The sequence below is a fragment of the Halomicrococcus pelagicus genome, assembly GCF_051917725.1.
GTDB lineage: Archaea > Halobacteriota > Halobacteria > Halobacteriales > Haladaptataceae > Halomicrococcus.
This window is the reverse complement of record NZ_JBQBLX010000001.1, coordinates 880,481-892,529: the sequence shown is the minus strand read 5'-3', so window position 1 is coordinate 892,529 and position 12,049 is coordinate 880,481. Positions and strand designations below refer to the sequence as shown.

10 protein-coding genes are annotated in these 12,049 nt (G+C 69.2%); 3 read left to right on the top strand and 7 right to left on the bottom strand.

Going from position 1 to position 12,049, the window contains the following annotated elements; translation table 11 throughout:
- Nucleotides 1–1,544, bottom strand: a 1,544-nt coding sequence (locus tag ACTF4R_RS04760) for an FAD-binding oxidoreductase (RefSeq protein WP_440006646.1), incomplete at its 3' end; no start/stop codon positions are given.
- A gap of 92 nt (nucleotides 1,545–1,636) precedes the next feature.
- Here ACTF4R_RS04760 and ACTF4R_RS04755 point away from each other — a divergent pair.
- Together ACTF4R_RS04755 and ACTF4R_RS04750 are read left to right on the top strand one after the other, a co-directional pair.
- Nucleotides 1,637–2,812: a M24 family metallopeptidase gene (locus tag ACTF4R_RS04755; RefSeq protein ID WP_440006644.1), complete on the top strand. Its 1,176-nt coding sequence runs from the start codon at nucleotides 1,637–1,639 to the stop codon at nucleotides 2,810–2,812.
- Between the two features lie 489 nt (nucleotides 2,813–3,301).
- Nucleotides 3,302–4,096: an aldo/keto reductase gene (locus tag ACTF4R_RS04750; RefSeq protein WP_440006678.1), complete on the top strand. Its 795-nt coding sequence runs from the start codon at nucleotides 3,302–3,304 to the stop codon at nucleotides 4,094–4,096.
- Nucleotides 4,097–4,305: 209 nt separating this feature from the next.
- On the opposite strand, the gene surE is transcribed toward ACTF4R_RS04750, so the two are convergent.
- On the bottom strand, nucleotides 4,306–5,082 hold the full coding sequence (surE, locus tag ACTF4R_RS04745) for a 5'/3'-nucleotidase SurE (protein ID WP_433633161.1): 777 nt from the start codon (nucleotides 5,080–5,082) through the stop codon (nucleotides 4,306–4,308).
- 147 nt (nucleotides 5,083–5,229) lie between these two features.
- Here surE and ACTF4R_RS04740 point away from each other — a divergent pair, with 147 nt between their 5' ends.
- Nucleotides 5,230–5,442, top strand: coding sequence for a hypothetical protein (locus tag ACTF4R_RS04740; protein ID WP_433633159.1), 213 nt, complete (start codon nucleotides 5,230–5,232; stop codon nucleotides 5,440–5,442).
- Between the two features lie 3 nt (nucleotides 5,443–5,445).
- Here the strand turns inward: ACTF4R_RS04740 and ACTF4R_RS04735 are convergent, their stop codons facing one another.
- The 5 genes from ACTF4R_RS04735 to ACTF4R_RS04715 form a co-directional block, all read right to left on the bottom strand.
- Nucleotides 5,446–6,864, bottom strand: coding sequence for a small ribosomal subunit Rsm22 family protein (locus tag ACTF4R_RS04735; RefSeq protein WP_440006641.1), 1,419 nt, complete (start codon nucleotides 6,862–6,864; stop codon nucleotides 5,446–5,448).
- Complete coding sequence (locus tag ACTF4R_RS04730) at nucleotides 6,861–7,586, bottom strand: prephenate dehydrogenase/arogenate dehydrogenase family protein (RefSeq protein ID WP_440006639.1); 726 nt, start codon at nucleotides 7,584–7,586, stop codon at nucleotides 6,861–6,863. Before ACTF4R_RS04730 ends, ACTF4R_RS04735 begins: the two co-directional genes overlap by 4 nt.
- A gap of 39 nt (nucleotides 7,587–7,625) precedes the next feature.
- Nucleotides 7,626–8,981, bottom strand: coding sequence for an LLM class flavin-dependent oxidoreductase (locus ACTF4R_RS04725; RefSeq protein ID WP_440006638.1), 1,356 nt, complete (start codon nucleotides 8,979–8,981; stop codon nucleotides 7,626–7,628).
- A gap of 108 nt (nucleotides 8,982–9,089) precedes the next feature.
- Entirely contained in the window at nucleotides 9,090–10,541 is a 1,452-nt protein-coding gene (locus tag ACTF4R_RS04720; RefSeq protein ID WP_440006636.1) for a PAS domain S-box protein, read from the bottom strand.
- A 191-nt stretch (nucleotides 10,542–10,732) separates the two neighbouring features.
- On the bottom strand, nucleotides 10,733–11,965 hold the full coding sequence (locus tag ACTF4R_RS04715; protein WP_440006634.1) for a carboxylate--amine ligase: 1,233 nt from the start codon (nucleotides 11,963–11,965) through the stop codon (nucleotides 10,733–10,735).
- Between the last annotated feature and the right edge of the window lie 84 nt (nucleotides 11,966–12,049).

The window sequence follows — 12,049 nt, the reverse complement described above, 5'->3', positions numbered from 1 at the left end:
TTCCGGTTCCACTGGGTCCGCGCCCGGCCGTCGCCGTGCTCGCCGGAGACGCTGCCGCCGTACTCGACGACGAGGTCGGTCACCCCGTCCGCGATGGCCTCCAGTTGGTTCACCCCCGCCGGACTCTTCGTGTTCACGAGCGGCCGGATGTGCAGGCACCCCGGGCCGGCGTGGGCGTAGAAGCTGGCGAACGTGTCGTTGGCTTCGAGCACCTCCTGGAAGTCCGCGACGTAGTCCGGCAGGTTCTCCGGGGGAACCGCCGCGTCCTCGATGAAGCTGATGTGCTTCGCGTCAGAGGTCCGCGAGAGCAGGATGGGGAGTCCGGACTTCCGGAGCTTCCAGAACCTGGCGCGCTCGGCCTCGTCGTGGGCCTCCATCGCCGCGAACGCGCGGTCGCCGTCGCGCGCCTCTCGCAGGGCGGCCACCTTCTCGCGGCCCTCCTCGTCGTCCTCGGCGTAGAACTCGACGAGCAGCACGGAGTCGGTGGCCTCGGGCAGCATCCCGACTACGTCCTCGAACTCGTCGGTGTCGCGTGCGAGGTCCAGTAGCACGTCGTCCAGCACCTCGACGGCGGCCGGGTCGTGGTCGAGGATGGGCGCAACGTCGGCCATCGCGGTCAGCAGGTCGTCGTAGGCGAACAGCGCCATCGCCTTCGTCTCCGGGACGGGTTCGAGGCCGACGGTCGCCTCCGTGACGATGGCCAGCGTCCCCTCGCTGCCGGCGAGCAGGCGTGCGAGGTTGACGCTTCCGTCGTCGGCCTCCGCGACCAGCCGGTCCAGGTTGTACCCCGAGACGTTGCGCTTCAGGTCGGGAAACGCCTCCCGGACCGCGTCGGCCTCCTCGTCGACTATCCGCAGGACCTCGGCGTGGATGCGCGCTTCGAGGTCGCCGTCGGGGTCGGCGCGCGCTTCGAGTTGGTCCAGCGTCACCTCGCCGAAGGTCGTCACGGTGCCGTCCGCGAGAACGACCTCGCACTCCTCGACGTAGGCGTCGGTCTTGCCGTACTGCAAGGAGTGAGCCCCCGTCGAGTTGTTGCCGATTGCGCCGCCGAGGGCGCTCTTGTCGCCCCACGCCGGGTCCGGCGCGAACTTCAGGTCGTGCGGTGCGAGCGCCGCGTTCAGTTCCGCGAGGACGACGCCAGGTTGGGCGCGGGCGGTCCGGGCGTCGGGGTCGGTGTCGAGCAGCGCGTCCATGTGGCGGGTGAAATCGAGGACGACCGCTTCGTTGACGGCCTGGCCCGCGAGGCTCGTCCCGCCGCCCCGGGGGAGGACCGGAATCTCGCGCTCGGCGCAGTACTCCATCACCGCCGCCACGTCGGCGGTCGACTCGGGGAAGACGACGCCGATGGGCGTCACCTCGTAGGCGCTCGCGTCCGTCGCGTACAGCTCCCGGGAGTACTCGTCGAACCGCACCTCGCCCGCGACCAGACGCGACAGGTCGTCGACGAGCGCGGGGCGTCGGACGTCCTCGGAGGCGTAGTCGTAGTCCGCACGCTCGTCGCTCCCAGGATTCCCAGACGGGTCGACCGCGTCACGCCGTGCCATTGGAGGCCGTTGGTACCCCCCGGCGAAAAGTGATGCGGGACGCGACCTGCCAGTCCCGGTATCGTTTTGTCCGTCGCCCGTCTCGCCCCGGTATGGACCCAGACCTCTCAGCGCTCGACGAGGCGCTCGGTTCGGCCGGGGCCGACGGCTACCTCGTCGACGCCGACTCGACCGACTCCGACCAGCTCTATCTCTCCGGGTTCGACGCGCCCGACCCCTTCCTCACGCTGTACGAGGACGGCGCGGTCCACCTGCTCGTCTCCAGCCTGGAGTACGGCCGCGCGCAGACCGAGAGCCGCGCGGACTCGGTCGCTCGACTCGCCGACTACGACTACCGGTCGAAAGTGGCCGAGCACGGTCGGGCCGAGGGACGACACCGCGTCGTCGCGGAGTTCCTCGACGACCACGGCGTCGAGTCCGTCGTCGTCCCCGAGCGGTTCCCGGTCGGGACCGCGGACGGCGTCCGGGAGCGGGGCGTCGGCGTCGCGGCCGACGAGTCCGAGGTCGTCACGGACGTCCGCGCCACCAAGACCGACGAGGAGGTCGAGCACGTCCGGACCGCCCAGCGCGCCAACGAGGCGGCGATGCGGGCGGCCGAGGACCTGCTGGCGGCGGCGTCGGTCGAGGACGGTATCCTGCAGTACGAGGGGGAACCGCTGACCAGCGAGCGCGTCACGGAGGAGATAGAGATGACGCTGCTGCGCCGCGGCGCGGCGCTCGACGAGACCATCGTCGCCTGCGGGGCCGACGCCGCCGACCCGCACGACCGCGGCAGCGGCCCGCTCGCAGCCGACGAGCCGATCATCGTCGACATCTTCCCGCGGGACAAGGCGAGCAAGTACCACGCCGACATGACCCGGACCTTCCTCCGGGGCGACCCCTCCGACGAACTCCGGGAGCGGTACGACCGCACGCACGAGGCGCTGGAGGCGGCACTGGACGCCATCGAACCGGGCGCGACGGGCGAGGACGTTCACGACGCCGTCTGCGACGTGTACGAGGACGCCGGGTACGCGACCCTGCGCAGCGACCCCGACGCCGAGACAGGGTTCATCCACAGCACGGGCCACGGCGTCGGTCTCGACGTGCACGAACTCCCGCGACTGAGTCCCAGCGGCGGGGAACTGGCACCGGGCCACGTCGTCACCGTCGAACCCGGGCTGTACGACCCCGAGGTCGGCGGCGTCCGCATCGAGGACCTCGTCGTCGTCACCGAGGACGGCTACGAGAACCTCACCGACTACCCCGTCGAACTCGTTCTGGACTGACCGTCCCCACCGACCGTTCGCGCGCCTGCCACAACCGGCAAGTGCGCTTCGGACGAATCGAACCCCGTGTTCCGACAAACTGACGAGTCACGGGTGGAGGAGACGACGCGAGAGGGACGGGTGGGGTCCGACGGCTCGAGCGGACTCGTGCGCGCGCTCGCGATGGGCGTCGCCTTCGTCGCCGGGTTCGTGTACGGCCGGCGTTCGAGCGGCGAGGGCGGCGTCGACGAGACGCTGGAGGACGTCGATATCGACGAGGCGTCCGAGGCGACGGACGCGCTGAAGGACATCGAGGACGACATCGACGAGACGCTGAAGAGCGTAACGGGTGACGAGGAGGAGTCCGGGACCGAGACGGAACCGGACACCGACGCGGCCGAGAAGGAGTACGAGGAGGACGTCGACGACGACATCGAACCCCTGCTCGAAGCGACCGACGTCGAGGTCGACGAGGAAGTGGCCGCGCTGTCCGCCCCGACGACGCGCGGGATGCCGATGCTCGGGATCGGCACGTACCAGATGGACGAGTACGACGAGTGCTTCGAAAGCGTCCTGACCGCGCTGGAGATGGGCTACCGCCACGTCGACACCGCGGAGGGGTACGAGAACGAGGACGCGGTCGGCGACGCCATCGCGGCGGCGGACGTGGACCGCGAGGACCTCTTCGTCGCGACGAAGGTGAGCCCGGAGAACCTCGCGTACGACCACGTCATCACCAGCGCCGAGGAGAGCCTGGAACGCCTCGGACTGGACTACGTCGACCTGCTGTACGTCCACTGGCCGGCAGGCGACTACGACGTCCACGACACCCTCGGCGCGTTCGCGGAACTCCGCGAGGAGGGGCTGATCGAGAAGATCGGCGTGAGCAACTTCACGGTCGAACTGCTCGAGGAGGCGATCGAGGTGGCCGAGGAGCCGATATTCGCCAACCAGGTCGAGATGCACCCCCTCCTGCCCCAGCGAAAGCTCCAGCAGTTCTGTGCGCAGGAGGAGACCGACGTGGAACTGGTCGCGTACTCGCCCATCGCCCGCGGCGACGTGAGCGACGTGGACGCGCTACGGGAGGTCGCCGAGAAACACGACGCCACGCCCGAGCAGGTCAGCCTGGCCTGGCTCCGCGAGAAGGAGGTCACCGCCATCCCGAAGGCGACCAGCAGGGACCACCTCCGGGACAACTGGCTGAGCCTCGACGTGGACCTCGACGACGAGGACGTCGAGGCCATCGACGACATCGACCGCGAGGAGCGACTCGTCGACCCCGACGTCGGCCCCTGGAACGAGTGACGGTCGCCGGAGGACGGCGAACCGACCTGTGAGCTTTTTCACGTACGCGGTCGAACGGTCGGATGTACCGGGACCGGTCTTCTGGAGGGCGACGAGGTCACCCTCCGAGTCGGACTGCTGCGCGAGGACTGGCGGACGGAGGGATAGAGCGACGCGGCGCTTCGACGCGACTCCGGTTCTCGACGGGCCGAGACGGGGACCGTCGTCGGTCAGGGACTGTACGTCTCGGCCAGCGCGTCGAGCGACTCGTGGTGTTCGGTCGTGTGCGGGGCGGTCAGCGGCGAGACGCTCACCCGGCCCTCGTGGATGGCGCGGCGGTCCGTGCCGTCCGGGTCCGGAATCGCGTCCCGCTCCATCTGCTCCCACGTCCGGTCGTGGAGCGTGACGACGCCCCCTTCGATGGTCGCGTCCATGTCGTAGACGCGGGAGGGGCGGGTGACCTCGAGTTCCGCCGGCTCGTCGCCGGCCATCGGCGCGTTGACGTTCAGATACTCCGCCTGGTCGAACACGCCCGCACCGAGCGCGTGCTCGACGAGGTACTTCGTGACGCGGGCGGCGTCCGCGTACTCTTCCACGCTCGTGTCGTACGGCCACATGTGGTTCGGGACGTGCAGCGAGACGGCGACGGCAGGAACGCCGAAGAACGCCGCCTCGACGGCGGCGCTGACCGTCCCCGACCGTCCGAGGACGTACGCGCCCATGTTCGCGCCCTCGTTGCACCCCGAGACGACGATGTCCGGATACGGACCGAGCTCTTCGAGGCCGGCGACGACGCAGTCGGAGGGCGTGCCGGCGACGGCGTAGCCGAGTTCGTGCTCCTCGACCTCGACCTCGTAGGACATCGCTCGTCCGACCGCGCTCTGGTCCGTCGCCGGAGCGACGGTGGTGACGTTGCCCACCTCCTGGAGCGCCTCGTACAGCGCACGGATGCCGGGACTGTCGATGCCGTCGTCGTTCGTCAACAGTATTTCCACGGGGTCGGCCATGTCAACGGGGTCGGAGGCGCACCGCAAAAGTGCATCGCTGTCGGTCACGAACGGGGTGGAGGAGCGGCGAATCGGCATCGTTACCGCTATACATAATCAAAATATCAGTGGGATTTAAGCCGAAACGCTCTGTTCGTCTAGATGGACATGGCGGAGGGAGACACGATAGACGCACGAACGCTCGAGCTCAACTACGAGTACGCCCAGCGCAACGTGGACGTCCTCTCCATCTGGTTCGAATGCGAACCGAAACGGACGGTGGAGCTGCTCGCACAGAAGGATATTCCGCTGTCGCCGAACGACGCGGGCAAGTTCGGCGTGTACTACGAATCGGTGCGCCAGGACCCGCTGCGGAACTAGCCGTCAGAGGCGGTCGACGACCGTCTCCTCGTCGACGACCAGGTTGTACGCCTCCTCGTCGTCGTTCCAGAGCACGAGCACCTCCTCGAACGCGAGCAGGTCTCCGTACGCCGCTTCCCGCAACGCCCGGTTCAGCGCCGTCTCCCTCGTCAACACCGCGAAGTGGTCTTCCTCCTGACTTCCGTCGCCCACCCGGTACACCTCGTTTTCGGCGTCCGACTCCGACAGCGAGTGGCTGAGCTTCACCGCGACGAGGTCGACCCGCCGGGTGACGTGGCGCTCCGTCTCGGCCATCTTCGCGAACCGGCCGGCGTCGGCGGTCAGGTCCCGGCGGCGCGTCCCGTCGAGCCGCAGGATGGAGTAGGAGTACTGCACGTCCGCGTTGACGAACTCGCCGCTGCCGGGCGCGTCGTCCTCGTCGCTCGCTCGACTCCCCTCGTCCAGTCGTCGCTGGAACGCCGGCACGTCGACGTCGGACCGGACGTCGAACGACCAGCACCGGTCCGAGGGCTGCTCGCCGGGCCACAGTCGCAGCGTCGGTGCGTACACCGTCGCGCGGTCGGTCACCGCGCGTTCGACCTCGCGCAGGCCGATGCTCGCGTTCCGGTCGGCCGGCGCGACGGCGACGAGCGAGCCGTCTTCGGCGAGTGCGTCGAGGTACTTCCGGACGACCGCCTCCGGGTCGTCGAGTTCGCTGAGGACGTTCGCGAGGAGGACGAGGTCGTACTCCCCGTCCGGGTCGAACGCTTCGGCCGTCTCGCGGTGGACCGTCGGGTGGAAGTTCCGCCCCGTCTCCTCCAGCAGGGCGTCGAGCACGTCCGCGGAGTCGCCGGGTTCGACGGCGTGGTACTCCACGAGAGCGTCGTCCGGCAGGAAGTCGTGCAGGCCGAGCGCCGGCCCGCCGACGCCGGCTCCGACGTCGAGCACCCGGAGCCGACGCGGGAGCAGGCCGCGCTCGGTCAGCGTCGAGAGCACGTACTGGACGACGGCGTAGTAGTCCGGCAGGTGGTAGACGGCGTACCCGAGCGCCACGTCCTCGTCGTACGCGACGGGGTTCTGTGCGAAGTAGTCCTCCTTCAGGCGGCGGATGGTCTCCCGGAGCGCGTCGCCAGACTCGCCGTCGGGCCACCCCGGCCCGAACGCCTCGACGAGCAGGTCTTCCAGCCGACGGGCGTACCCGTCCGGGAACGCCTCGACGCCGCGGAACTCGTGGGGGACCGGCTCCTCGGAGACGGGTTCGAAGGTGCCGTCCTCGCGCTCGATAAGACCGAGTTCGACCGCCTCCTCTCGGAGCACCTGCCGGACGGTCGCGGGGTGTGGCTGGCCCGCCACGTAGTCGCTCACCTCCTCGGGGTCGATGGGGCGGACGCTCCGGAGGTACTTCGCGTTCGACACGACTCCCTCGCGCTGGTCGGCGTTCATTCCCCCACCTCCTCGTAGAGCCGTTCGAACGTCGCGGGGTCGGCGTCCGCCAGCCGACGCGCCGCCGTCGCGACGCCGTCCGCGCCGCCGAACTCCGACTGGATGTCGGCGTACACGCGGGGGTCGCCGCCCGCGACCTGGTCGGCGAGTTCCGCGAGGCGGTCGTACACCGGCGTCGTCAGGCCGTCCGGGACGGGGCCGGCCGCGAGTGCGAACGCGAGCACCGCCGCGTGCGCGCTCGCCTGCACCGTCTCCATCGCGTCGTCGTGCTCCTCCGGCGTCGTCTCGACGAGGTCGTTGCCCCGCGCCGCCAGCGCGGCGAGCAGTTCGTCGGTGACTGGTCCCGGCGAGTCGACGACGACGGCGACGTTGCCCGGCGCGCTCTCCGGCCCGAAGAGCGGGTGGAGGCTGGCGCGCTCGCGGTCGGGCGCGTGTTCGGCCATCGCCGCCACCGGGTCGGCCATGACGCCCGTCACGTCGACCAGCGCCTCCTCGGCGTTCCCGGCGTGCTCGGCGATGGCCTCGCTCGCGGCCGGCATCGGCACCGCGACGCAAACCGCCGTGAAGGTCTCGTCGGTCGAGAGCGCGACCGCACGACCGCCCACATCGCTCGCGGCGTCGGCGGCCGCTTCCGGGTCCGCGTCCGCGAACGCCACCTCGGAGTCGACGCTCTCCGCGAACCAGCGACCCATCGCGCCGGCACCGACGACGAGTACGTTCATCGGTACCGAGTTGGCACGTTTCCGGTAAAAGGAGTTCGTTTACTCGCGTTTCGCCGGATGCCCCTCCGGCGGGCGTCGCCGGCCGAACATCCGCTCGCGGAGCGTCCCTTCCTCGTACTCCTCGCGGAGCAGGCCGCGCTCGCGCAGTTCGGGCACGACGAGGTCGACGAAGTCCCGCAGCGTTCCGGGGCGGACTATCTCTTTCACGTTGAACCCGTCGACGCCCACGTCCTCGAACCAGTGCTGGAGTTCGTCGGCGACCTGCTCGGGGCTCCCGACGACCACGGGCGAGGTGGAGCCGAGACCGCAGAACTCCGCCACCTCGCGGACGGTCCAGTCGCGCTCCGGCGCGTGCTTCGTCAGGGCGTTCACCGCGCCCTGGATGGCGTCGGTCTCGATGTGTTCGACGCGCTGGTCCGGGTCGAGTTCCGAGAAGTCCAGGTCCATGAACCCGCCCAGGAGGGCGAGGGTGGCCTCGGTGTCGACGTTCTCCCGGTAGCTGTCGTACTTCGCCTGCGCCACGGCCTCCGTCTCGCCGACGACGGGCGCGATGCCCGGGAAGAAGCGGAGGTCGTCGGGGTCACGGCCGGCGTCTGCCGCGCGGTCGCGAAGGTCGTCGACGTAGCTCCGGACGCCCTCCTCGGTCGGCTGGCTGACGAACAGCGCCTCGGCGTTCCGCGCGGCGAACTCGCGGCCGCGGTCCGACGACCCGGCCTGGAAGAGCACGGGCGTCCGCTGCGGCGAGGGTTCACAACTGTGCGGGCCGGGAACGGAGAAGCGCTCGCCCTCGAAGTCGACGGCGTGGACCTTCTCCGGGTCGGTGTAGACCCCGGCGTCGGCGTCGCGGACGACGGCGTCGTCCTCCCAGCTATCCTCCCAGAGCGCGTAGCAGACGTCGAGGAACTCGTCGGCGCGGTCGTAGCGCTCCTGCCTGTCCATGCGTTCGTCCAGCCCGAGGTTCTCCGCCGCCGACTCGAGGTAGGAGGTGACGACGTTGAACGCGAGTCGGCCGTCGGTCAGGTGGTCGAGCGTCGACAGTTCCCTGGCGAGCTGGTAGGGGTGGACGTACGTCGTCGAGCGCGTGACGGCGAACCCGAGGTGGTCGGTCACCGACGCCATCGCCGGGACGACGAGTTCCGGGTCGTTCGCTGGCGTCTGGACCGCCTTCTCGATGGCGGTGTCCCGGCTGTCCCCGTACACGTCGTAGACGCCGCGAACGTCCGCGAAGAACACGGCCTCGAACCCGCCGCGCTCGGCGAGGCGCGCGACCTCCTCCCAGTACTCGGTGTCCGTGTACCGGTGGGACTGGTCGCCCGCCGTCCGCCAGTTGCCCGCCGTCACGTGCTCGACGGCGTTCATCGTGAACAGGTTGAGGTGCATCCGGTCGTCGGTCATCCCTCGAAACTGGCGTCCGACGGACGAAGTGTGGCGGGGAGCCGGCGATACCCTCCGGCGTCTGAGTCGCCCGAACCCGGACGAGGCGTAGTGCGTCACTCGACTGCGCTACGAGTCCCTCACGTTCGTGAACTCGAACCGGGCCCCGCCGACGTCGCTGTCCGTCACCGCACACGTCCACTCGTACACGCCCGCCAGTTCGTCGACGAACGCCAGTCCCAGCCCCATTCCCCCGTGGCTGGCCTCCGTCGTGTACCCCACCTCGAACACCGTCTCCCGGTCGTCGGCCGGGATACCGGGGCCGTCGTCTTCCACGTAGAACCCGGTCGGGAGTTCGCCGACCGTGATAGCGACGTCCGCTCCGCCATGGTCGACGGCGTTCTCGAAGAGATTGCGAAACAGATGTGCGACGTACGTCTCGTCGGCCCGTATCGTGCCGTCGACGAGCACCTCCAGCGTCGCGTCGGGTGCGTCGACTTTCTCCCACGCGCTGCGTGCCGCGTCTGCGAGCGGTACCGAGGTGCTCTCGGAAACCGCCTCGCTCCCCTGTGTCACCACCAGCATGGCCTCGATCATGTCCTCGATGCGGTCGAACGACTCCGTGACGTGGTCGACCGCCTCCGGGGCCGCGTCCGCCGGAAGCTCGTGGCAGTACATCTGGCCGATCATGACGGGGTTCCGGAGTTCGTGGGCGACCATGCTCGCGAAGCTGTCCAGTCGCTCGTTCTGTCGTTCGAGTCGCAGTTCCCGCTCGTTGCGCTCCGTGACGTCGCGGACGACGCCGACGAAGTCGTGTCCAGCGTCCCCCTGGTCCGGAAGCCCTGCGACGGTCGCTTCGACCTCGATAGTCTCCCCGGACGCCGTTTCCAGCGTCCCCTCGTACGTGTCCGTCTCGCCGTCGCCCGCCGCGACGTCGCGGTGAATCTCGTCGGCGAGGCGGTCCACGTCCCCCTCCACGACGAGCGACGCGTGCGCCCCGATGAGTTCGTCGCGGTCGTACCCGACCATCTCGGCGTACGCCTCGTTGACCAGCTTGAACCGGTCGTTTTCGTCCACGACGTAGATGCCGTCGTTGACCGTTTCGACGATGGTCTCGTAGCGTTCGAGTTCCTGGCTGTAGCGTTCCGCTTCCCGCCGTCGCTCCTCGGCGTTGAGCGCCCGTGTTCTGGCCCGCGCGTCGTGGGTTCCCATCCCGAGGCCGGCGACGCTGGCGAACGCCGTGAGGATGAAGAGGTTCGCGATGGGGTCGTTGAGCTCGGCCGCGAACTCGATGAAGAGGAGGACGCCGAGCATCACTCCGATGCTTCCCAGACACCACCGGACGATGGTGGCGAAGAGGTCGGGCCTGATGTCGCTCCCCGGCAGCCGATAGCCGCTGTAGAGGAGGACGAGTCCGGGGACGGCGGTCAGCACGGAGATCATCAGGACCTCGTTGAGCGTCCTCTCTCCGACGAGTGGCGTGAACGGCCAGCCAGCAGCGAGCGTGAGGTACAACCCTCCGAGAGCTACGATAACGCGCCACCCGTCGACCCTGGAGAGGACTTGCGACTCGGCCTTCATCACCCTCTCCAATACAATACAGATTAATGATGCTTGTGGCAAGTTCGAGTATTACCTAGGTGTCATCAGAGTCCCGGCTCGACGGGAGGAAGACGGCAGATTCGATGGTGGACGGAGAAATGATAAGAGAGTTGAATAGTTTTCTCCACCGGTAGTTGATGCCGGGGTTCCGTTTCGACGGCCGTTTCCGGTCAGCAGGAGCAGTAGTACTCGGCGCTCCCCGTCTCGGTACGCAGGAGGCGGTACGCCGGGCCGGGGTCGCTCGGTCGGTAGACGCCCGTGGTCAGTCCGGTCTCCGTCTCGAACGCGCCCGAGAGGAGCGACTGCCACTCGGCCTGGCCGAGCACGTCCGAGAAACCGGCATCGCTTGCGAGCAACCGGAGGTAGTCCGCGAGATACACCCACGTCGCGTCTCGCGGCTGGCCGGCCTGGAACGTCTCGCCGACGGCCTCGGCGTAGGCGGCCCACGGCAGGTCCGCACCGGCGGCGACGGGGAGGCTGATCCACTTCCACGGGCGGGTGTTGACGTCGAGCAGGACGTACTCCTCGCGGTCGCCGTCGTAGACGAACTCGGCCTCGCTGATGCCGTAGTACCCCGTCTCCTCCAGGACCGCCAGCGCGCGCTCCCGCACCTCGGGGGTCTCCGTGCGCCGGACGAGACAGGAGGTGCCGAACGCCTGCGGGTAGCGCACCCGGGCGTTCCCGACGAAGGTGACCGGGTCGCCGTCCCGCGGGACGTAGGAGGCGAGCGAGCGGTCCTCTCCCGTGACGACGGGCACCTTCTCCTGGGCCATCACGCGGATGCCGTGCTCGCGAGACATCGCGGCCACGTCGTGCAACTCCTCGCGGTCCGCCACCTCGATGACGTTCGTCCCGACCGCCTCCTCGAACTCCCGCTTGCGGGCGGGCTTGACGATGAGCGGGAACCCGAGCGCGTCCGCCGCGTCGTCCGGGTCCGTCTCCGAGAGTCGGTACGTCTCGGGGTACGGCACCCCCAGTTCCTCGGCGGTGGCGTACAGCGACTCCTTGTCGAGGACGGCGTCGACGGTCTCTTGGCCGGCGAACGGCAGGCGGACGCCCTCCGGTTCCGAGCCGGCGAAGGCGTGGACCCACTCGTCCATGCAACCGAAGGCGACCGGTTCGTGGCCGGTCTCCGCCGCCAGCGCCTCCACGTCCTCTCGGAACCCGTCCAGGTCGTCGAGAGGGTAGGTCACCTGTCCCGCGAAGTCCACAGCGTCGGAGTACGGTGCGACGCCTCGACCGTTGCGGTCGATGGCGACGACGGGCACGTCGTGAGCGGAGAGCGCGCGGGCGACGCTCAACCCGGTGACGTGAGCGTTACAGACGATAGCCGGCGGACGGTCGAAGGACGCGGCGGCGAGCGCGTCCCGGAGTCCGTCGACGGAGCGAAACTCGGAAGCCATGCATCGGGGTTGGAACGGTCCGCGGTAAAAGCTCCGGCACGGGGCGAGACGTTCCGCTATCCGGGACGCCCCACGGCGGCGTCG